Source organism: Agromyces cucurbitae (assembly GCF_058349945.1).
On record NZ_JBYRES010000001.1, the window covers coordinates 913,442 to 934,570 of the forward strand.

18 protein-coding genes and 1 pseudogene are annotated in these 21,129 nt (G+C 73.5%); 11 read left to right on the plus strand and 8 right to left on the minus strand.

Annotation, left to right across the window (positions count from 1 at the left end):
* Positions 1-10: 10 nt before the first annotated feature.
* From AC3RJ6_RS04290 to AC3RJ6_RS04300, 3 genes are all read left to right on the plus strand, one after another.
* Positions 11-418 carry a hypothetical protein gene (locus tag AC3RJ6_RS04290; RefSeq protein WP_491425629.1) on the plus strand — a complete coding sequence of 136 codons (408 nt, stop codon included), beginning with the start codon at positions 11-13 and terminating at the stop codon, positions 416-418.
* A gap of 224 nt (positions 419-642) precedes the next feature.
* Positions 643-1,290, plus strand: coding sequence for a hypothetical protein (locus tag AC3RJ6_RS04295; RefSeq protein WP_491425630.1), 648 nt, complete (start codon positions 643-645; stop codon positions 1,288-1,290).
* Positions 1,291-1,406: 116 nt separating this feature from the next.
* Positions 1,407-3,443, plus strand: coding sequence for a DEAD/DEAH box helicase (locus AC3RJ6_RS04300; RefSeq protein ID WP_491425631.1), 2,037 nt, complete (start codon positions 1,407-1,409; stop codon positions 3,441-3,443).
* A 20-nt stretch (positions 3,444-3,463) separates the two neighbouring features.
* On the opposite strand, the gene AC3RJ6_RS04305 is transcribed toward AC3RJ6_RS04300, so the two are convergent.
* Positions 3,464-4,534 carry an alpha/beta hydrolase gene (locus AC3RJ6_RS04305; RefSeq protein ID WP_491425632.1) on the minus strand — a complete coding sequence of 357 codons (1,071 nt, stop codon included), beginning with the start codon at positions 4,532-4,534 and terminating at the stop codon, positions 3,464-3,466.
* A gap of 207 nt (positions 4,535-4,741) precedes the next feature.
* Here AC3RJ6_RS04305 and AC3RJ6_RS04310 point away from each other — a divergent pair, with 207 nt between their 5' ends.
* The 5 genes from AC3RJ6_RS04310 (at position 4,742) to AC3RJ6_RS04330 (ending at position 9,670) form a co-directional block, all read left to right on the plus strand.
* Complete coding sequence (locus AC3RJ6_RS04310; protein ID WP_491425633.1) at positions 4,742-5,794, plus strand: putative FMN-dependent luciferase-like monooxygenase; 1,053 nt, start codon at positions 4,742-4,744, stop codon at positions 5,792-5,794.
* 221 nt (positions 5,795-6,015) lie between these two features.
* Positions 6,016-6,531, plus strand: a complete 516-nt coding sequence (locus AC3RJ6_RS04315) for a GNAT family N-acetyltransferase (RefSeq protein WP_491425634.1) — start codon at positions 6,016-6,018, stop codon at positions 6,529-6,531.
* Complete coding sequence (locus tag AC3RJ6_RS04320; protein WP_491425635.1) at positions 6,528-7,667, plus strand: amino acid ABC transporter permease; 1,140 nt, start codon at positions 6,528-6,530, stop codon at positions 7,665-7,667. The genes AC3RJ6_RS04315 and AC3RJ6_RS04320 overlap by 4 nt, the downstream gene beginning before the upstream one ends.
* Positions 7,664-8,545 carry an amino acid ABC transporter ATP-binding protein gene (locus tag AC3RJ6_RS04325; RefSeq protein WP_491425636.1) on the plus strand — a complete coding sequence of 294 codons (882 nt, stop codon included), beginning with the start codon at positions 7,664-7,666 and terminating at the stop codon, positions 8,543-8,545. Before AC3RJ6_RS04320 ends, AC3RJ6_RS04325 begins: the two co-directional genes overlap by 4 nt.
* Positions 8,546-8,656: 111 nt before the next feature.
* A complete protein-coding gene (locus AC3RJ6_RS04330; RefSeq protein WP_491425637.1) occupies positions 8,657-9,670 on the plus strand; it encodes an ABC transporter substrate-binding protein in 1,014 nt (337 codons plus the stop codon).
* A 104-nt stretch (positions 9,671-9,774) separates the two neighbouring features.
* Here AC3RJ6_RS04330 and AC3RJ6_RS04335 read toward each other — a convergent pair whose 3' ends face one another.
* From AC3RJ6_RS04335 to AC3RJ6_RS04365, 7 genes and pseudogenes are all read right to left on the minus strand, one after another.
* Positions 9,775-10,959 (minus strand): LLM class flavin-dependent oxidoreductase, encoded by a 1,185-nt coding sequence (locus AC3RJ6_RS04335; protein ID WP_491425638.1) that lies wholly within the window; start codon positions 10,957-10,959, stop codon positions 9,775-9,777.
* Between the two features lie 2 nt (positions 10,960-10,961).
* Positions 10,962-11,810 (minus strand): DUF1684 domain-containing protein, encoded by an 849-nt coding sequence (locus AC3RJ6_RS04340; protein ID WP_491425639.1) that lies wholly within the window; start codon positions 11,808-11,810, stop codon positions 10,962-10,964.
* A gap of 64 nt (positions 11,811-11,874) precedes the next feature.
* Positions 11,875-13,293 (minus strand): M20 family metallopeptidase, encoded by a 1,419-nt coding sequence (locus tag AC3RJ6_RS04345; protein ID WP_491425640.1) that lies wholly within the window; start codon positions 13,291-13,293, stop codon positions 11,875-11,877.
* Positions 13,290-14,072 carry an LLM class flavin-dependent oxidoreductase gene (locus tag AC3RJ6_RS04350; RefSeq protein WP_491426246.1) on the minus strand — a complete coding sequence of 261 codons (783 nt, stop codon included), beginning with the start codon at positions 14,070-14,072 and terminating at the stop codon, positions 13,290-13,292. Before AC3RJ6_RS04350 ends, AC3RJ6_RS04345 begins: the two co-directional genes overlap by 4 nt.
* Before the next feature lie 170 nt (positions 14,073-14,242).
* A pseudogene (locus tag AC3RJ6_RS04355) lies at positions 14,243-14,563 on the minus strand (LLM class flavin-dependent oxidoreductase); the annotation flags it as partial.
* A complete protein-coding gene (locus AC3RJ6_RS04360; RefSeq protein ID WP_491425641.1) occupies positions 14,553-15,944 on the minus strand; it encodes an NtaA/DmoA family FMN-dependent monooxygenase in 1,392 nt (463 codons plus the stop codon). The pseudogene AC3RJ6_RS04355 and the gene AC3RJ6_RS04360, both read right to left, overlap by 11 nt.
* Positions 15,944-17,152 (minus strand): LLM class flavin-dependent oxidoreductase, encoded by a 1,209-nt coding sequence (locus AC3RJ6_RS04365; protein WP_491425642.1) that lies wholly within the window; start codon positions 17,150-17,152, stop codon positions 15,944-15,946. The genes AC3RJ6_RS04360 and AC3RJ6_RS04365 overlap by 1 nt, the downstream gene beginning before the upstream one ends.
* Positions 17,153-17,378: 226 nt before the next feature.
* Between AC3RJ6_RS04365 and AC3RJ6_RS04370 the strand changes: the two genes are divergently transcribed.
* From AC3RJ6_RS04370 to AC3RJ6_RS04380, 3 genes are all read left to right on the plus strand, one after another.
* Complete coding sequence (locus AC3RJ6_RS04370; protein WP_491425643.1) at positions 17,379-18,791, plus strand: M20/M25/M40 family metallo-hydrolase; 1,413 nt, start codon at positions 17,379-17,381, stop codon at positions 18,789-18,791.
* A 119-nt stretch (positions 18,792-18,910) separates the two neighbouring features.
* Positions 18,911-19,504, plus strand: coding sequence for an FMN reductase (gene msuE, locus AC3RJ6_RS04375; protein WP_491425644.1), 594 nt, complete (start codon positions 18,911-18,913; stop codon positions 19,502-19,504).
* A gap of 183 nt (positions 19,505-19,687) precedes the next feature.
* Entirely contained in the window at positions 19,688-21,112 is a 1,425-nt protein-coding gene (locus tag AC3RJ6_RS04380; protein ID WP_491425645.1) for an NtaA/DmoA family FMN-dependent monooxygenase, read from the plus strand.
* Positions 21,113-21,129: the final 17 nt, after the last annotated feature.

A 21,129-nucleotide genomic window follows, 5' to 3' on the forward strand; every position in this document is an offset into this window, starting at 1 on the left:
GGGTGGCCGCATGACCAGCCAGGAACCCGTTCACGGCTCGCCCGCAGCGCCCGCTCCCGGGTACGCCGCCGGTTCCGCGCCGTCGACGCGCAAGCCCCCCGCCGACACCCGTCGCAGCGAACCGGTCGGCGTCGTCGCCCTCGTGTTCGGCGTCTTCATCGTCGTGCTCGACTTCGTGATGATCTTCGTGAACGCGTCGATCATCCGTTCGGCCGACTACTCGGCGTACTCGACGGTCGCGCTCGTGTCAGCCGCCGTCATGGTCGTGCTGGCGCTCGCCGCCATCTCCGTCGGCATCGTCGCCTTCGTGCGCGGCGGGGCCACGCGCGTCTACGGCGCGATCGGCGCGACCATCGGGGCCATGGCGCTCATCCAGCAGTTCGGCTCGCTCATCTACGGGCTGCTCGTCAGCGCCTGACCGGCACCGCGCCGCCGCGCCGTGGCCGGCGGCGTGCCGCGATGCCGCGACCGCCGGCGTTTTCGCCCCTGCCACGACCGCCGGGGGTGCGGCGGCGCCGATCAACGCCTATCCTCGTTGGGGACATCCCCCGTTCGCGGGTCATGGTGCGCCACGTCGGCACGGTGTCGGCACGACGGCGCACGACCCGACGTCGACCGACCCGAGCATCACCCGAGGCCCCCGTGACCGACGAGCACCCCGACGAGCCCCTGCGCCGCCCCCGCGGCCGGCGGGCCGCGCCGAAGCGCACGCTCGGCGCCGCGCTGCTCGCACGCGTGACGACGCTCGCGGCCGCGCTCGTGGCGTGGATGGTCGCGCGCGGCTCCGCGCTCCTCGTTCGGGTGCGCACCCTGCCCGGCCGGGTTCCGCAGCTCGGCCGCGCCGTCGCGTGGCTGCGCGGGCGATTCGCCCCGATCGGCCGCGCCCTCGCCCCGGCGACGGCCTGGGTGCGGGGACACCGGCAGGCCGCGGTGATCGCCGGTGCCGGCCTCGTCGCGGTGGCGATGCTCGGCGGCGCCGTCGCGGTCATCGGGTCGACCGCTGGGCAGGTCGACGAGGCCGCTCCGGCCGTCGAGTCGCCGCGCCCGACGCCCGACGCCCCGACGCCCACGCGGGCCTATCCGCCGATCCTGCCGACGGCGACGCCGCCGGCCGACCCGACGCCGACGGCCGAGCCCGACGACTCCGCCGGCGAGCCCGGCGCACCCACCGCCGAGCCGACCGTCGAGCCCGAGCCGACCGAGACCGCCGAGCCCACGCCCGAGCCGACTCCCGAGCCCGAAGACGACCACCCGGGCCGAGGCCAGGGACCGAAGAAGCCGAAGGGCTGAGCGGGGCTCGAGACGCGTCGATCGGTGGGGGCGCCCGTACTCGGGGTGGCGCCGGCCACGCGGCATCCGCGAGCCCGACTCAGGTTCTGCGCAGGGGTCGGGCGGTACCCTGAAGGGTGACCACAGGCGATGCCCCCGTCGAGGCCGCGGCTCCGGAGGAGCCCGCCGCGACCCCCACGACCACGTTCGCGGACCTCGGGCTCGGCGACGCCGTGCTCCGCGCACTCGACGACGTCGGGTACGAGACGCCCTCGGCGATCCAGGCGGCGACCATCCCGACCCTGCTCTCGGGGCGCGACGTCGTCGGCCTCGCGCAGACGGGAACCGGCAAGACCGCGGCGTTCGCGCTGCCCGTGCTCGATCGGCTCGACGTCGACCAGAAGACGCCGCAGGCGCTCGTGCTCGCCCCGACCCGCGAGCTCGCGCTGCAGGTGTGCGAGGCGTTCGAGAAGTACGCCGCCCACCTGCGCGGCGTGCACATCCTGCCCGTCTACGGCGGCCAGGGCTACGGCGTGCAGCTCTCGGCGCTGCGCCGCGGCGTGCACATCGTCGTCGGCACCCCCGGTCGCATCATGGACCACCTCGACAAGGGCACCCTCGACCTCTCTGAGCTCAAGTACCTCGTGCTCGACGAGGCCGACGAGATGCTCAAGATGGGCTTCGCCGAAGACGTCGAGACGATCCTCGCCGACACCCCCGACGACAAGCAGGTCGCCCTCTTCTCGGCGACCATGCCGCACGCGATCCGGCGGATGTCGCAGCAGTACCTGCACGACCCCGAAGAGATCACCGTCAAGGCCAAGACGCAGACCTCCGCGAACATCGCCCAGCGCTACCTGCTCGTCGCGCACGCGCAGAAGATCGACGCGTTGACCCGCATCCTCGAGGTCGAGAACTTCGAGGGCATGATCATCTTCGTCCGCACGAAGAACGCCACCGAAGAGGTCGCCGAGAAGCTGCGCGCCCGCGGCTACTCGGCCGCCGCGATCAACGGCGACGTCGCGCAGGCGCAGCGCGAGCGAACGGTCGACCAGCTGAAGAGCGGCAAGCTCGACATCCTGGTGGCGACGGATGTCGCGGCGCGAGGCCTCGACGTCGAGCGCATCTCGCACGTGGTCAACTACGACATCCCGACCGACCCCGAGCCCTACGTGCACCGCATCGGCCGCACGGGTCGCGCCGGACGCTCGGGCGACGCGATCAGCTTCGTGACGCCCCGCGAGCGGGGCCTGCTCAACCGCATCGAGAAGACCACGAAGCAGCCCCTCACCCAGATGCAGCTGCCGAGCGTGGAGGACATCAACGTCACCCGCCTCGCGCGCTTCGACGACCGCATCACCGCGGCGCTCGGCGAGTCCGACCGCATCGAGGGGTTCCGCGACATCATCGCGCACTACGTGCGCCACCACGACGTGCCCGAGACCGATGTGGCCGCCGCGCTCGCCGTGGTCGCGCAGGGCGAGTCGCCGCTGCTCATGGAGCCCGAGCCCGAGCGACCGGCGCGGTTCGACCGCGATCGGGACCGCGGGGATCGCGGGTCGCGCGATTCGCGCGATTCGCGAGGCGACCGCTACGACCGCGACCGCGGAGATCGCGGTCGCGATCGCTACGAGCGCGACGGCTCCGACCGGCGTCACTCGCACCCGCCGTTCAAGAACTACCGAATCTCGGTCGGGCGACGCCAGCACGTCGACCCCCGGCAGATCGTCGGAGCGCTCGCGAACGAGGGCGGGCTGCGTCGTGAGGAGTTCGGCAAGATCCAGATCCGCGGCGACTTCTCGCTCGTCGAACTGCCCGCCGACCTTCCCCGCGAGGTGTTCGACCGGCTCGCCGGCACGCGCATCTCGGGCGAGCTCATCGACCTGCGCCCCGACAAGGGCGGATCGTCGCGCGGGGGCTACGACCGCGACCGGGGCGGGCGCGGTTACGACCGCGGCGACCGGGGCGGACGCGGTTACGACCGCGACGACCGGGGCGGACGCGGGTACGACCGCGACCGCGGTTCGCGCGGGTACGACCGCGACGACCGTGGGCGCCGCGACGACCGTGACCGAGACCGCGGCTACGACCGCGACGACCAGGGCAGCCGTGGAAACGACGGCGGCGACGACCGTCCGCCTCGCAAGCCGCGGCACAGTTCGTCGCGCGACTGACGACCGCGGCATCCGCCGGCTCAGCCAGTCACACCGCGGAGGAACTCGAGGGTCTCGTCGAGCGCGGCCTGCGCCTCGTCGAGGTCGAGGTGGAACTGGTACTCGTGCGCCAGCTTCGGCTCGTGATCGGCGGGCCAGAACAGTTCGGTCGTCTCGACCCCCTCCTCGGCCAGCCGATCGCGCATCGGCAGCGACTGGATCCAGGTGAGCGCGTCGCCGTTGCCGCCCGAGATGTACGTCGGCGGGAAGTCCTCGGTGATGAAGTCGATCGTCGACATCGTCGCGCCCGATGACTCCTGCGACCAGTCGCGGGTCCCCGTGTACGCCCACAGCGCGATCTTGAACCCCCACGCGCCGATGCCGGTGAGCTCCGACATCGCGTCGAGGTCGTAGACGCCGCAGTTGAGCACGACCCCGACGAGCTGGTCGGCGTCGAGCGCGGGGTCGATGCCGAGCAGGCGGGCGTAGTCGGCGTTCGTGGTGAGCGCGGCGAGCTGGCTCGCGAGCTGGGCGCCGGCCGAGTCGCCGGCGAGCACGATGCGGTCGCGGTCGATGCGCAGGTCGTCGGCGCGCGCGTCGAGCTCGAGCAGCGCGTCGTTGAGCTGGTGCACCGCGGTCGGATACGTCGCCTCGGGGCCGAGCCCGTAGTTCAGCCCGACCGTCGTGTAGCCCTCGCCCGCGAGGATCCGCAGGTACGGGTCGACGTTCGTCGACGACCCCGAGATCCAGGCGCCGCCGTGCACCCACACGATCGTCGGCAGCGGCTCGTCGCCGCTGTCGGCCGGCGAGAACACGTCGTAGCGCATCGCGGCGTCGGCCTCGTCGCCGCCGACGTACTGGTCGACGGATGCCTCGAGCGGGGTGTCGCGCACGTGCCGTCGCATCTCCGCGGCGGTCTCGGCGCCGCCGCGTTCGAAGAGCGACCGGATCGCCATCGCCGACGGGGTCGGGGTGAGGGTCAGCAGCCACCCGACGAGCGCCGCGACGACCGTGACGGTCGTGACGATGCCGATGAACCGGCGCTGACCGCGCGACAGCCAGAGCTCGTTGCCCCACGACGGCAGGGCGTTGCGGACCTTCTTCGATGACACCGGTCGTCCCCCTCGAACAGTCGATGCCGTCATCCTGTCGGAGAACCCGGCGCGCCCGCGCCCGCCGCACCGCCGATGCCGAACCGGCCGGCTCGCTCCCGTGACCTGCGACGCGTGACCCCGTGTGACCGTCGGTTCCCCCATGTGACGGGCCGGGTGGCGGCATCTCGACGTCGTGCCTAACGTCGGGTGCCGGGAGGGCTGAACATGACCGAGCACGAGGGCGGTCGCACGACCCGCATCGGATTCTTCACCCGCCTGCTCGACGACGCGGGCGCGGCCGAGCGCTATCGCATCGCGAGCGAGCAGATCGTCGCCGCCGAGCGACAGGGGTTCGACTCGGCATGGGTCGCGCAGCATCACTTCCGCGTCGCCGAGGGCGGCCTGCCGTCGCCGTTCGTGCTGCTCGCGCACGTCGCGGCGCAGACCTCGCGCATCCGACTGGGCACGGGGGTCGTGACCCTGCCGCTCGAAGACCCCGTACGGGTCGCCGAAGACGCCGTCGTGCTCGACCTGCTCTCGGGAGGACGGGTCGAGCTCGGCCTCGGCTCCGGGGCGACGCCCGCTGCGTTCCTCGCCTTCGGGGCGAACCCCGACGACCGTGGGCGCAGCTTCGACGAGAAGGTCGACGCACTCGTCGCCGCGCTCGCCGGTGGCGCCCTCGGCGACGAGGCGAATCGCCTGCAACCGCCGGGCAGGGGCCTGCTCGGCCGGGTCTGGCAGGCGACGTTCTCACCTGCGGGCGGCACGCGCGCCGGGCGGGCCGGGCACGGCCTCATGCTCTCCCGCACCCAGCCGAGACCGGCGGATGCTCCACGCGCGAGCCTCGCGCACGTGCAGCAGCCGATCGTCGACGCGTACCGCGCGGCGCTGCCGCACGGGGTGCCGCCGCGGATCGTCGCGTCGCGCACCGTGTTCGTCGCCGACTCTCGCGCGGAGGCCCGCCGCCACGCGGAGATCGGTCTGCGCCGCGCCGTCGTCGGGTTCGCCCGCGCAGGCCAGATGCCGCTCGGGGACCGGCTCGACGACCTCATCGCCGCCTACGACACCCATGTCGGCACGGTCGACGACGTGATCGAGTCGCTCGCCCGTGACGACGTCGCCGCGCAGGCGACCGAGGTGGCGTTCCAGGTGCACTCGGTCGACCCGCCGCACGAGCTCGTGCTGCGCTCGATCGAGCTCATCGCGCGCGAGGTCGCTCCCGCGCTCGGGTGGGGCGCGGCCGTGCCGGCGCTCGCGCCCGCCCGCATCGTCGGCTGATCCGCGCCGAGCCGCGCCGCGCAGCGCGACGAGGAGTGTGCGGATTGCGTCGCGTGACGCGCGCCGCATGACTCCCCGCGACGCCGCCGGCGCCGGGCGTGACGGCCGGTGACGGTATCGGTCACCCCGTGAACCGGGCGATTGCACGGGCCCGCGTGGCCTCCATACCGTCGTGGTCACGCGCCGGGAACGTCCCGGCCGAACGACCCAGGGAGGCCACGATGAGCGACACGACCGTGCGGTTCATCGCCGCAGACGATCGGCTGGCGAAGCCGCTCTTCGCCGACCTCGAGCGCGAATACGACGCGCGCTACGGCGACTTCTTCGGCGAGGCGGCGAGCACCGAGCTCAATCGCTACCCGCTCGCGGAGTTCGCGCCCCCGCACGGCGCGTTCCTCGTGCTCACCGAGTCGAGCGCGGGCGGAGAGGAAGCGGCGGTCGCCGGCGGTGCGTTCCGCCGCTACGACGAGCGCACCGCCGAGCTCAAGCGCATCTGGACGCGCCCCGACCGTCGCGGTCAGGGGCTCGCCCGGCGCGTCGTCGCCGAGCTCGAGGCCGAGGTCCGCCGCCGTGGATACGAGGGGACCTTCCTCACCACGGGGCCGCGCCAGCCCGAGGCCGTCGCGCTCTATCTCGCGAGCGGGTACGAGCCGCAGTTCGACCCGGCGCTGCCGGCGGCCGAGATCGGCGTGCACGCGTTCCGCAAGTCGTTCGCCCGGGCGGAGGCCGTCGCATGACCACCGTCGCGAACGCCGCCGAGCAATCTGCGACGGCGTCCACGCAGCCGGCCCACGGACTGCCCGTCGTCGCCGTCAAGCACTGGGGGCGGTGGATCGCCTCCGCCGTCGTCGCGTTCCTCATCCTCCAGTTCCTCTGGTCGCTGGCGTCGAACCCCAAGTGGCAGTGGGACGTCTTCGCCGAGTACTTCTTCTCGCCGGCCGTCGTGCAGGGGCTGCTGCTCACGCTCCAGCTGACCGTGATCTCGGGCGTCATCGGGTTCGTGCTCGGTGCCGTGCTCGCCGTGTTCCGGCTGTCGAAGTCGCCGCTGCTCGGTGCGGCCGCGTGGTGGTACATCTGGTTCTTCCGCTCGGTGCCGCTCGTCGTGCAGATCCTCGTCTGGTACAACCTCGGGTACCTCTACCCGACGCTCGGCCTCGGCACCCCGTTCACGACCGACTTCTGGCTCGCCGAGTTCCAGACGACGACGCTCGTCAGCAACTTCGCGGCCGCGACCATCGGGCTCTCGCTGCACCAGGCCGCGTACTCCGCGGAGATCATCCGCGGCGGCATCCTCTCGGTCGACCAGGGCCAGCTCGAAGCGGCGGCCGCGCTCGGCCTGCCGCGTCGGGTGCGGTTCTTCCGCATCATCCTCCCGCAGGCCGCGCGCGCGATCGTGCCGAACGCGTTCAACGAGGTGATCGGACTCGTGAAGGGCACCTCGGTCGTGTTCGTCGTCGCGCTGCCCGAGCTCTTCTACAACGTGCAGGTCATCTACAACCGCAACCAGCTCGTCATCCCGCTGCTGCTCGTCGCGGTCGTCTGGTACGCGCTCATCACGACCGTGCTCTCGATCGCGCAGTACTACATCGAGCGTCGCTACGCCCGTGGAGCGGTGCGCGAACTGCCGCCGACGCCGATCCAGCGCGCCCGCCGGTGGGCGGCCGCGCAGTGGGCCCGGCTCGGTGACGCGCCGGCCGAGACGAACACGGATGCCTCGGCGGCAACAGCCGCGACTGCCGGCGACGATCGGGGTCGAGCCGTCGAAGCGGTGACGTCCGAGGCATCCACCCCTGAGAACGACGACGTGCCCGCGCTCGCCGCGGCCGGCCGCGGCGGCGCGACCGCCCAGACCCGCACCGGAGGTGCCCGATGAGCCGTACCGCCCCGACCAGCCGACCCGACACGACCGATCCGGATGCTGCTGACCGCACTGGCATCGTGCTCGCACCGTCGTTCGACGAGCAGTGGGTGTCGTCGCGCAAGCTCGCGACCGTCGGCCGCATCGAGATCGACGAGGTCTCGAAGTCGTACGGATCGCACCAGGTGCTGCGCGACGTGTCGCTCACGATCGCGCCGGGCGAGGTGATCGCGCTGATCGGGCCGTCGGGATCGGGCAAGTCGACCCTGCTGCGCGCGATCAACCACCTCGAGACGGTCGACCGCGGGTCGATCACGCTCGACGGCCAGTACATCGGCTACGAGCGCAAGGGCGACCGGCTCCACGAACTGCGCGAGGCCGAGATCCTGCGGCGGCGCACCCAGTTCGGGCTCGTCTTCCAGAACTTCAACCTCTTCCCGCACCTCACGGCGATCGAGAACGTCATCGAGGCACCCGTCGCGCTCGGCCGGCAGTCGAAGCACGAGGCGCGCGAGCTCGCGAAGGCGCTGCTCGCGCGGGTCGGGCTCGCCGACAAGGCCGACCACTACCCGCGCCAGCTCTCGGGCGGGCAGCAGCAGCGGGTCGCGATCGCTCGGGCACTCGCGCTCTCGCCGAAGGTGCTGCTGTTCGACGAGCCCACGAGCGCGCTCGACCCCGAACTCGTCGGCGAGGTGCTCGACGTCATCCGCGGGCTCGCCCGCGACGGCACGACGCTCGTCGTGGTCACCCACGAGATCGGCTTCGCCCGCGAGGTCGCCGACCGCGTCGTGTTCCTCGACGGCGGCGAGATCGTCGAGCAGGGGCCGCCCGCGCAGGTGCTGCGCTCGCCGAAGCACCCGCGCACCAGAGACTTCCTCGCGAAGGTGCTCTAGCACCGGCCCTCGCGAGGGGAAACGAGCCCGGTGCGGCATGGCCGTGCCGCACCGGGCGAACCGAGAAACCGACCGGTCATCGGAACAGCACAACCCTAGGAGAGTCCTCTCATGGCGATCAACAAGAAGCAGGCGGGGGTGATCGTCGCGGGCGTCGCGGCGGTCGCGCTCGTCGGCGGCGGCATCTGGTGGGCCGTCGGCTCGAACGGCTCGTCGGCCGAAGCCGCCGGCACGACCGAGGAGCAGGTCGAGGCGGCGACGACGTTCGACCTGACCTCGCAGAACGCGAAGGACCGGCCGCACATCGACCCGGTCGACGAGGCGGTGGCGGCGCTCGAGGCGAGCGGCTTCGAGCCGATCGAGCCCGGCAAGCTCACCGTGGCGATCTCGCCGTGGGCGGCACCGCTCGGCGTGCTCGCGAGCGACGACAACACGACCGTCATCGGCACCGAGGCGGACTTCGGGTCGCTCATCGCCGACGGGCTGGGCCTCGAGTACCACCCCGTCGCGGTCGACTGGGCCGACTGGCCGCTCGGCGTGCAGTCGGGCAAGTACGACCTCGTCGCCTCGAACGTCACGGTCACCGAGGAGCGCAAGGAGCTCTTCGACTTCGCGAGCTACCGGCAGGACCTGCTCGGCTTCTACGTGAAGGCCGACAGCGACATCGACGAGATCTCCGAGGCGGCCGACATCTCGGGCCTGAAGATCGTCGTCGGCTCGGGCACGAACCAGGAGAAGATCCTGCTCGCGTGGAACGAGGAGCTCGAGGCCGACGGCGAGCAGCCGGCCGAGCTCGTGTACTATGACGACCAGGCGGCCGCGAACCTCGCGCTCTCATCGGGACGCGTCGACGCGACGCTCGGCCCGAACGCCACCGCCGCCTATCGCGCCGCGACGACGGGCGAGTCGAAGCTCGTCGGCACACTCGACGGCGGCTGGCCCGAGACCGCCCCGATCGCGGCCGGCACCGCGAAGGGCAACGGGCTCGTCGAGCCCGTGCAGATCGTGCTGCAGTCGATCATCGACGACGGCACGTACGACGAGGTGCTCGAGCGCTGGGCGCTCACGTCGGAGGGCGTCGACGCGTCGGAGGTCAACCCGCCGGGCCTGCCCAAGGCCGAATAGGCGAAACCACGAAAGGATGCCGCGCGGCGAGGCCGCGCGGCATCCTTTCGTGTCTCGTGCCCGACGGGTGAGGCGGACCGCCGGCCCGCCCCACCGTGCCCGGACTATCGGCCCGACGACGGCACGCCCGCCAGGCGGCCCGCGGCGGCGACGGGGTCGGTGCCGGTGCCGCCCGTCGACTCGACGGCGGCCGCCGCGTCGGGCTGCGCCGCCCCGGCGAACGCCGGCCGCGCCGCGTACGGGTCGCCGGCGCCCCAGAGCGTCGTCGGGAACTCGCGGCGCAGCACCGGGAGCACCTCGCTCGCGAGCCGTTCGAGCTGCTCGTGCTGCTGCTCGACGGGCAGCGTCGTCGGCAGGCTCACCGACTGCAGGTCGTGCCCGAACCGCTCGTGGAACCGGCCGATCTTGTCGACGACCTGCTGCGGGCTGCCGACGAGCGCGGGGCCCTCGGCGATCGCGTGGTCGATGTTGCGGAAGGGCGTGTTGTTGCCCGGCACGTTCGTCGCCCGCACGAGCGCGTCGTAGACCGGGCCGTAGAGCTCGCGGGCCTGCTGCGTCGTGTCGGCGATGAAGAGCGCGCCCGACCCGGCGCCCACGTAGGCGTAGCGCGGGTCGTGGCCGTGCCGGGCGTACTCGTCGCGGTAGTGGCGAACCAGCACGGCGTAGTTCTCGAGCGGCTGGATCGCGTTGGCCGTGAACAGCGGGTCGCCCCACTTCGCGGCGAGGGCTGCCGAGGCGAGCGTCGTCGCCGACCCGTGCCAGACGCGCGGCGCGCCGGCGAACGGACGGGGGAGCGTCGTCGTCGCCCGCTGCGCGCGCGTGTACGGGGTCGCGTCGTGGTCGACGTCGGTCTCGCGCCAGAGCCGGCGCAGCAGCGCGTACTTGTCGGCGAGCAGCTCCCACTGGTCGTCGATCTCGAGGCCGAACAGCGGGAACTGCGCGACCTCGTTGCCCTTGCCGATCGTGAGCTCGAGCCGGCCGCGGGAGAGCAGGTCGACCGTCGCGTAGTCCTCGGCGACCCGCACGGGGTCGAGCACCGAGAGCACGGTCACGCCCGTGTGCAGGCGGATGCGCGACGTCGACGCCGCGATCGCGCCGAGCAGCACCGACGGCGACGACGACAGGAACGAGCCCGCGTGGCGCTCGCCGACCGAGAACGCGTCGAACCCGAGGCGTTCGGCACGGCGGGCCGCGTCGACGGTCTGCTCGAGACGCTCGGCGGGGCTCACGAGCCGACCGGTGACCGGGTTCTCGACGTACGGGACGATGTCGAGCAGCTGGAACCGCATCGTCAGGCCGCCTGGCGCGCGAGCGGCGTCTTCTCGCCGGCCTCGATGCCGACGGGCAGCCGGTTCTCGGCGGGCGGCAGCGGGCAGGTCGCGTAGTCGGTGTAGGCGCACGGCAGGTTCACGGCGCGGTTGAAGTCGACGACGAGGCCGCCGTCGGGGCCGGGCGCGTCGATCGACAGGCTGCGGTTCGCGGCGTACGTCGTGAGGCCGCTCGTCGCGTCGGTGAACAGCACGAACAGGCTGCCCGGTGCCGAGCCGTTGAACGCGGTGAGCCGGAACGTCTCGCCGCGCAGTTCGAACTCGATCTCGCCCGGCGCCTCGTAGACGTGCTGCAGACCTTCGACGGCGGCGCCGACCGTGACCTCGCGCGGCTCGGCGAACGGCACGAAGCGCCCGCGTGCAAGCCAGCGGGGGTTGGGCAGGTAGGTGGGCGTGCCGGTGTAGGCGACACGGAACGGGAACGCCGGGTCGCGCGGTCGCAGGATGTCGCTGCCGCCGCGTCGGGCGAGCTCGATCGCGAGGTCGCCCGAGCGCAGCGTGCGGCCGTCGCGCTCGGCGATCGGGCCGAACTCGTGGCGGCCCTCGAGCGCGACGCCGTCGAGCTCGAGCACTTCGCCGGGCTCGAGCTCGACGACGGGTCCCGCTTCGCTCGTCGACCAGGCGCCGGGGGCGCCGTCGAAGCGCTGGGGCTCGGCGGTCAGCCAGTGCAGGCCCGTCACGGCGAGGAAGCCGTGCTCGCCCGCTCGGGCGGCCTCGTGGGCGCGGTGCCACTTCTCCCACTCGCGGGCGAAGGGGGCGCGGTCGATCGAGGCGGTGTCGGTCGTGGTCGGGTGGTTCAGTGTGTCGGTCATGTCGGCATGCTAGGCAGGCGCCGGGGCGCCTTCGGCGGTCGTGACGACAGGTTTCCGCGGCCCGTCATCGGGCGTCACCATGCGTCGTCGCGTGTCGCCCGCCGAAGGCCGACTCGACGTCGACGACGCCGCCGGCGGCCTCGAAATCGGCGCGCACGTCGGCCGCGAGCGCTGGATCGGCGAGCACGTCGGCGGCGACCGCCGCGAGGCCGTACGCCGCGTCGACGATCGCGCCGTTCGCCCCGGTGTCGCCCGCGAACGCCGCGAACTCGCGCGTGTGCAGTGCGACGCCGGGCGGTGCGACCCGGAAGACCGGGTGGATGCCCGGCACCCGCACGCTCACGTTGCCGAAGTCGGTCGAGGCCGACTGGGCGACTGGGGCGTCGGCCGCCCGGTGCACCCGTCGGCCGCGCTCGGCCTGTGCGAGCGCCCACCGGGCGGCGAGCGGACCGTTGTGGCGGATCGGCAGGCTGAAGGGCTGCGGGTCCCAGTGCACCTCGACGCCCGTGCCGGTCGCGAGCGCGATGCCGTGCGCGATGTCGTCGACCCGCTCCGAGAGCTCCTGCAGCGTGTCGAGGCCGTTCGAGCGCACGTAGTACTCGAGCTCGGCGCGCTCGGGCACGACGTTCGGGCGGGCACCGCCGTCGACGACGACGCCGTGGATGCGGTCGCCGGGCGGCAGGTGCTGGCGCAGCAGCCCGACCGCCTGGTAGTTGAGGGCGACGGCGTCGAGCGCATTGCGGCCCTGGTACGGCGCCGCCGCCGCGTGGGCGGCGACCCCGTGGTACACCACCCGCACGATGCGACGGCCGATGAACACGGGGTCGGCGAGATCGGCGTCGAAGGGGTGCGCCATGATCGCGACGTCGACGCCGTCGAACACGCCCGCGCGGGCGAGCAGCTCCTTGCCGTTGCCGCCCTCCTCGGCGGGCGTGCCGATGAGCAGCACGCGCCCCGGCGTCGCGCCGGCGAGGGGCTCAGGCAGCCCGGCGAGGGCGAGGAACGCTCCCGTGGATGCGGCGGCGATGAGGTTGTGGCCGCAGGCGTGGCCGACACCCGGCAGTGCGTCGTACTCGGCGAGGATCGCGACGGTCGGCCCGTCGGAGCCGACTGCATCCGCGGCCCGACGGGCCGTGAGCTCGGCCCGGAAGGCCGACGGCAGCCCTCCGATTCCGTGCTCGACGACGATGCCGTGGTCGGCGAGCAACCGGGCGATCGCCGTGACGCTGCCGTGCTCGGAGAAGCCCGGCTCGGCGAGCTCGAAGAGCTCGGCCGCGAGCCCGCCGAGGTCGGGCGCGAGCTGCTCGACGGCGACGCCGAGGCCGGCCCGCACCGCGTCGGGTGCGCCGCGGTGCGGCGAGCCGATCGCGGGTGCGGCGTCGGCCCGCTGCGCCGCGGCCCGGGCCGAGGCGTCGAGGTGGAGCCGGCTCGGCACGGTCGGCCGGCTGCCGACCCGCAGCCCGTGCCACGCGGCGCCGGTCACGTCGTCGCGGCGGCCAGGGCCGGTTCCGCCGGAGCATCCGCGGCCCGCCACGCCTCGGCGAGCAGGCGGTACGAGTCGACGCGGCGGGCGTGGTCGTGCGTGATCGTCGTGACGAGCAGCTCGTCGGCGCCGGTGACCCGCTGCAGCGTCTCGAGCTGCGCGACGACGGTCGCGGGGGAGCCGACGAACCGGGTGTCGAGGCGGTCCTGCACGGCGGCCGCCTGCTCGGGAGCGAGCGCCTCGACCGGGATCGCGCGCTCGGGCGCGGGGTACGGCACCGCGCCCTGCCCCTCGCGGATCGACAGCACCCACTCGGCGTAGCCGGCGGCGAGCCGGTGCGCCTCGGCATCGGTCGGCGCCACGACGACGTCGACCGAGACGATCACGTGCGGGCGGGCGAGGTCGGCCGACGGGGTGAAGTGGGCGCGGTACTCCTCGACGGCGGCGAGCACGCCGCTCGGCGCGACGTGGTAGTTCGCACCGAACCGCAGGCCCAGCCGGCCGGCGAGACGGGCGCTCTCGCCCGCGCTCGAGCCGTGCACCCAGACCTCGACGCCGCTGCCCGGCGCGGGCTGGGCGACGACGCGCACGCCGTCGGCGTACTCGACCGGCCCGGCGAAGAAGCCGCGCAGGGCGTCGACGTCGTCGGCGAAGCGCGCCGCGTCGCCCGGCACCCGGCCGAGCAGGCGCGCCTGCACCGCGAACCTCGCTCGGTCGAAGCGGAACGGCCGGTCGGCCGGCACGACGAGGCCGTCGACGACGGTGTTCGAGCCGGGCACGGCCGGCGCGCCCGGCGCCCCGTGCGCGGCTTGCGCAGCCGGGGCGGTCGGCCCGGCCGCCGGTGCCGCCGGCTCGGCTGCCGCGCGCAGCCCGGTGATGCCGCGGCCGACGTGCCGCCACCCGCAGTGGGCACCGGCGGCACCCCCGACCGCCCGAGCCCGAGGTCGACCCGGCCGGGCCACAGTGCGGCGACCGTGCCCAGCGCCTCGGCCACCTGCAACGGCTCGTAGTTGCCGAGGATGGTCGCCGCGGTGCCGACTCGGATGCGCTCGGTCGAGGCCGCGAGCACCCCGAGGAAGGTGTGCGGTGCCGCACCCGCGACACCCGGGTTGAGGTGATGCTCGGCCAGCCAGTAGCGGGCGTAGCCGAAGCGCTCGGCGGCGCGGGCGAGGTCGATCGACCGGTGCAGCGCCTCGCCGGCGGTCGATCCGTCGGCGATCGGCACGAGGTCGAGCACCGAAAGGGGCACTCGGGTGGGCTCAGCCGACACGACGCACCTCCTCGTCGCCCGTCGAGGCCGGCTCGGGCAGGCCGAGGTTCTGCCGCAGCGTCGCCCCCGGCTCGTACTCGGTGCGGTACACGCCGCGCTCCTGCAGCTCGGGCACGACGCGGTCGGTGAACTCGTCGAGGCCGTGCGGCGACGTGGTGCCGACGATGACGAAGCCGTCGACGGCGCGCTCCTGCACGTAGCGGTCGAGCTCGCCGGCGATGTGCGACGGGGTGCCGACGAACGACTGGCGCCCGGTGACGGCGACCACGAGCTCTCGGATCGAGAGCCCCTCGGCCTCCGACCGTGCTCGCCATGCCCGGGCGATCTGCACGGCGTTCGGGTATCGCGGCGCCCAGCCCTTCGTGAGCTTGCCGGCCACCGTGTCGGCGGGGCCCTCGCCCGGGTCGAACGCCGGCAGCGGGCCGTCGGCGTCGTAGCCCGAGAGGTCGGTTCCCCAGAGCTGCTCGAGCACGGTGATCGCGTTGCGCGGGGTGACCTGCGCGAGCGACACCTCGCGCGCGACCTCGTCGGCCTCGGCCTGCGTGTCGCCGATCGCGAAGGTCACCGCGGGCAGGATCTTCAGCGAGTCCTCGGTGCGGCCCCAGCCGGCGAGCCGGCCCTTCACGTCGTCGTAGAACGTGCGCGCCTCGTCGAACGCGCTGTGCCGCGAGAAGATCACCTCGGCGTGCTCGGAGGCGAAGTCGCGCCCGTCGGCCGAGTCGCCCGCCTGCACGATGACGGGGTGGCGCTGCGGGCTGCGAGGCGTCGTGAACCGGCCGCGCACGTCGAACTGGGGGCCGTGGTGGGCGAACTCGCCGGCGGAGCCGTCGGCGAGGAATCGGCCCTGCGCCCGGTCGGCGACAATCGCTCCGTCGGCCCAGCTGTCCCACAGCTGCTTCGCGACGCGCACGAACTCGTTCGCGCGGGTGTAGCGGTCGGCGTGGTCGAGGTACCCGCCGCGGCGGAAGTTCGCGCCGTGGAACGCGTCGGAGCTCGTCACCACGTTCCAGCCGGCCCGGCCGCCCGAGAGGTGGTCGAGCGTCGAGAGCTGGCGGGCGAGCTCGTAGGGCTCGTTGAAGGTGGCGCTGAGCGTGCCGACGAGGCCCACGTGCTCGGTGACGGCCGCGAGGGCCGCGAGCACGGCGAGCGTGTTCGGCCGCCCGACGACGTCGAGCTCGTGCAGCTCGCCCTTGTGCTCGCGCAGCCGCAGCCCCTCGGCGAGGAACACGTAGTCGAACCGGCCGCGCTCGGCGGTGCGCCCGAAGTGCTCGAACGCGGTGAAGTCGATCTGGCTCTTGTGGAGCGGGTCGGCCCAGAGCGTCGTGTTGTTCACGCCCGGGAAGTGGGCGGCCAGGTGCACCCGGCGTTTCGTCGTCGCCATCAGGCGGCCTCCTCGTTCGTGCGGGCGGCGACGCGCGCCGCGGTGTACCGGTTCACGGCGGGCGCGAGCCCGAGCCGCTCCCGAAGGGTGTCGCCGGGGGTCTCGCGCCGTCCGAGCGCGGGCAGCACCCAGTCGGCGAGCTGCTCGAGATCGCGCGGCAGGCGGGCCGGGCGCAGGCGCACGCCCGCGTACCCGGCGGCGCCGAGGGCGTCGACGTGCTCGACGAGCCCGGCGGGCGTGCCGGCGAACACGTGCGCGTCCGACGCGAGCGGCGTGCCGTGCTGCTCGTCGAGCCGGGCGAGCGCGGCCCGGGCGGCGGCTTCGGTCGACTCGAGCACGACGACGACGTCGGCGAGCACCGCGAGCGGTTCGCCCTCGCGCGAGACGCGACGCTCGGCGTCGCGCACCTCGTCGAGGATCGCGGCGGCCTGCGCCTCGTCGTGCGGCGTGACGAAGACGAGGTCGGCGCTCGTCGCGGTGAACTCGTAGGGGATGGCTGCGTGCGCGAGCGCGGCCACGACGGGCTGGCCCTGCGGCGACCGGGGCACGATCGAGGCGCCCTTCACGCTGAACCAGGCGCCCTCGAACTCGGCGCCGTGGATCTTCTCACGGTCGATGAACCGCCCGGTCGCGGCATCCCGGATGATGGCGTCGCCCTCCCAGCTGTCCCAGAGGCGGCGCACCACCTCGACGGCGTCGCGCGCCTCGTCGAAGACGGGGCGGACCTGCTCGGAGTCGCCCCGCTGGAGCGCGGCGACGTCGACGGGCGGCAGCGTGCGCCGCCCGAAGTGCGCGGCCTCGTGCGGCGCGCCCGAGACCTGCACCCGCCAACCGGCACGGCCGCGGCTCGCGAAGTCGAGCGTCTGCAGCCCCGTCGCGACGTGGAACGGCTCGGTGTGCGTCGTGGTCACGGTCGGCACGAGCCCGACGCGGCTCGTCACCGGGGCGACGAACGAGGCGATGAGCAGGGCGTCGAGCCGACCGCGCGCCTCGTCGGTGCGCTCGTCGGGCGTCCACAGCGCGCTCGACTGCAGCCCGAGGGCGTCTTCGATCGTCACGAGGTCGACGTCGGCGCGCTCGGCGAACTGCACGAGGTCGCGCCAGTAGCGGGCGGTGAACAGCTCGGCCGGGCGGGCCGAGGGGTCGCGCCAGGCGGCGGGGTGCCAGCCGGCCCCGTCGAGCGCGACGGCGATGATGGGTCGAGTCATGCCGATCACCTTCGGCGGGCTCCTGCCGGGTGCGCAAGTGGTGCTGTCACGCGGGGCAGCCAGGGGTCACACGGCTTCACCGGATGCCCCGGCCCGCGGTCACACGCGGTCATGGTGCGGTTCGCGGAGCGTCATGCGGCGTCGCGAGGCGCAACGTCGCTACCCTGGTCGCCACGGTTCGCGTCCCGGGGTTGCCGGTGGCCGGGCGGTTCGCGACAGTGGTCGCATGAGCTCCCGATCGCCCCGTGACGAACCGCCCGGCCACGCGACCCGGGCTGCCTCGCCCGCCGACTCGACGGATTCCACCGAGCCGTCGCGACCGCGCCTCCTGGAGGAGGAGGCGCTGCGGTACACCCGCGAGCTCATCCGCATCGACAGCGTCAACACGGGCGACCCGGCGACGATCGGCGACGGTGAGACGCGTGCCGCCCGTCTCGTGCAGGCCGCGCTCGCCGAGGTCGGCATCGACGGCGAGCTCATCGAGTCCCTGCCGGGGCGCGGCAGCCTCGTCGCCCGGGTCAGGGGCGCCGACCCGACGCTCGGCGCGCTCGTCGTGCACGCCCACCTCGACGTCGTGCCCGTCGCAGGGCAGGACTGGACGCGTCCGCCGTTCGGCGCCGAGATCCACGACGGCCTGCTCTACGGTCGCGGCGCCGTCGACATGAAGAACTTCGCCGGCGTGCTCGTCGCCGTCGCGCGGGCGTTCGCCCGCGACGGCGTCGTGCCGGGCCGCGACCTCGTGTTCGCGTTCTTCGCCGACGAGGAGGCGGGCGGCACGTGGGGCGCGAAGTGGCTCGTCGAGCACCGCCCCGAGCTCTTCGCCGGGGCGACCGAGGCGCTCAGCGAGGTCGGCGGGTTCTCGGTGCCGCTCGGCGACGGTCGCCGTGCGTACCTCGCCTCGACTGCCGAGAAGGGCGTCTCGTGGGCGCGCCTCACTGCTCGCGGGCGGCCCGGTCACGGGTCGCGGCCCACTGACGACAACGCGGTGGTACGGCTCGCTCGCGCGGTCGCCGCGATCGGCGAGCACCGGTTCCCGGTCGACGCGACCCCCGCCCTCGAGGCCTTCCTGCGGCGATTCGGCGAGGCGCGCGGGCGGGCATTCCCCGATGCCTCGGCGCCCGCGGCGCTCGAACGCGAGCTCGCCGACCTCGGGTTCACGGGGGCGATCGTCGGGGCCGGCCTGCGCGACACCGCGTCGCCGACCGTGCTCGCCGCCGGATCGAAGACGAACGTCATCCCCGGCGTGGCCACGGCCGACGTCGACCTGCGAGTGCTGCCCGGGCATGAGGCATCCGTCGTCGCCGAACTCGAGCGCCTCGCAGGCGAGGGCGTCGACGTCGAGATCGTCAGGTCGATCGCGCCGATCGCGGCGCCCGTCGATGCGGCGATCCTCACCGAGATGCAGCGCGCCGTCGAGGCCGACGATCCCGACGGCGTCGTCGTGCCCTACCTCCTGCCCGCGTCGACCGACAACAAGCACCTCGCCGCGCTCGGCATCGCCGGGTACGGCTTCGTGCCGCTGCGGGTGCCCGACGGGTTCGACGTGTTCGGGCAGTTCCACACCGCCGACGAGCACGTGCCCGTCGACGCGCTGCGCTTCTCGGCGCGCGTCACAGAGCGACTCCTGAGGTCGTTGTGACGCCGTCGGGGCGCGGGCGTCGTGTCGTCGTGCTGCGATGTGCGACGGCAGGTTGCGCGGGCTTACCGTGCGCGACGGGCCCGGTCGCGGCATCCCGGCCGTCGATCTAGCTTCGAGCCATGTCGAACATCTCACTCGTCGCCGTGTCGGGCAGCCTGCTCGCCCCCTCGAAGACCACCGCGCTCAGCCGCGAGCTCCTCGACCGCTTCGCCGAAGCGCTCGGCGGGTCGCCGGGCGGGCACGAGGTCGACACCCGCCTCATCGAGCTCTCGGAGATCGGGCGCGAGTTCTCGGGGGCCCTCACCCGCGACGAGCTCGGCCCGGTCGCGGAGGAGGCGATCAGGGCGATCGAGCAGTCGACCCTGCTCATCGTCGCGAGCCCCGTGTACCGGGCGAGCTTCACCGGGCTGTTCAAGCACGTGTTCGACTTCGTCGGACAGTACGCGCTCATCGACAAGCCCGTGCAGCTCGCCGCGACGGGCGGCAGCAACCGGCACGCGCTCATCATCGAGCACCAGTTCCGGCCCCTCTTCTCGTTCTTCCAGGCGCTCACGCTGCCGATCGGGGTCTACGCGAGCGACGGCGACTTCGTCGACTACCGCGTCGCGTCGGAGCAGCTGCACGAGCGCATCGGCCAGGCCGTGCAGCGGGGCGCGCCCGTCGTGCGCGGCACGCTGCCAGACCGGGTGTCGGAGTACGTCTCGAACTGGTGATCGCGCGGGCCGCGCGGCGCGTGCCACGGTCTGATCGCGCGGGCCGCGCGGCGCGTGCCACGGTCTGAGCACGCGCCGCGCGCTCGCGAAAGCGTCCGAGTGTGACCTTCCGTGCCCCTGTGTGACGGGTGCGCTCGCGGCGCCATCGGGCGTTCCCTACCGTCAGTCCTCGGAGGTCGACACATGACACGTCTCATCATCGGCGCGATGGTCCGCGCGATCGGCGCCTACCCGTCGGGCTGGCGCTATCCGGGGGCGCACCGCGATCCGCGGGGGGATGCCGCGGTGCTGCGCCGTGCCGCCGAGGTCGCCGAGCAGGCCCGCCTCGACTACCTCTTCTTCGGCGACTGGCTCGCGACGGGGCACGACCTCGAGTACCGCGACCCGTACCTGGTCGCGCGCATCGACCCGCTCTCGGCGGTCACCTATCTCGCCGGGGTCACCGAGCGTATCGGCCTCATCGCGACGGCGAACACGAGCTACTCCGACCCCTTCACGCTCGCGCGGGCGACGGCCTCGCTCGACCTGCTGAGCGGCGGCCGAGCGGGTCTCAACCTCGTCACCGGCGCCGAACCCCGTGCCGCCGCGAACCACGGTCGCGACTTCCACACCGCGAGCGAGTCGCGCTACGACCGCGCGGTCGAGTTCGAGCACGTGCTGCGCCGCCTGTGGGACTCGTTCGAAGACGACGCCATCGTCGCGGATGCCTCGTCGGGCGTGTTCCTCGACCCGTCGAAGCTGCACGCGACCGACTTCAACGGGCATCACCTGAGTGTGAGCGGCCCGCTCAACGTGACCCGCCCCGTGCAGGGGCACCTGCCGATCGTGCATGCCGGGACCTCGCCCCGCTCGCGACTGTTCGCCGCCCAGAACGCCGACGTCGCGCTCGTCGCCGTCGGCGATCTGCGTCACGCCGTGGAGGTCCGCGAGGAGCTGCGGGCGCTCGCGTTCGAGTCGGGTCGCGACGATCGCACGCTCAAGGTCATCGCGCCCGTGCTGCCCATCGTCGGCGAGACGCGCGAGCACGCGCAGACGATCGCCGACGAGTTGAGCGAACTCGTGCAGATCGCCGAGGACTGGCCCGACGGCCCGCCCCCCGCGTTCCCCGCGAACCGGTCGCTCGCGCAGCTGTCGACGCTGCTCGGGGTCGACGTGTCGGGGCTCTCGCCCGACCGCGGCGTCACGCCCCTGCTCGTCGCCGAGTTCGGCGAGCTCGGACAGGAGCTCGTCGAGATCGTCGCCGAGCGAACCGGTCGCAGTCCCTCGGGCGAGCGGCCGCCGACGCTCAGGCACCTCGTGGTGGCGGCCTCGGTGAACGCGTCGATGATCGTGGGCACGGCCGACGACATCGCCACCGAGTTCGAGGCGTGGGGCGACGCCGGGGCGGTCGACGGGTTCAACGTGCTCTCCGCGATCCAGCCGGCGCAGTTCGAGGCGTTCGCACTCGGGGTCGTGCCCGAGCTGCAGCGACGCGGCGCGTTCCCGACCGAGTACGCGGGCACGACGCTGCGCGAGCACCTCGGGCTCGATCGCCCCGACAACGTGCATGTCTCGGGGGCGCCGCGCCTCGAGTATCCGGTCGACTCCTCGTACGCCTGGATGATCTGACCGGGCATGTGTCCGAA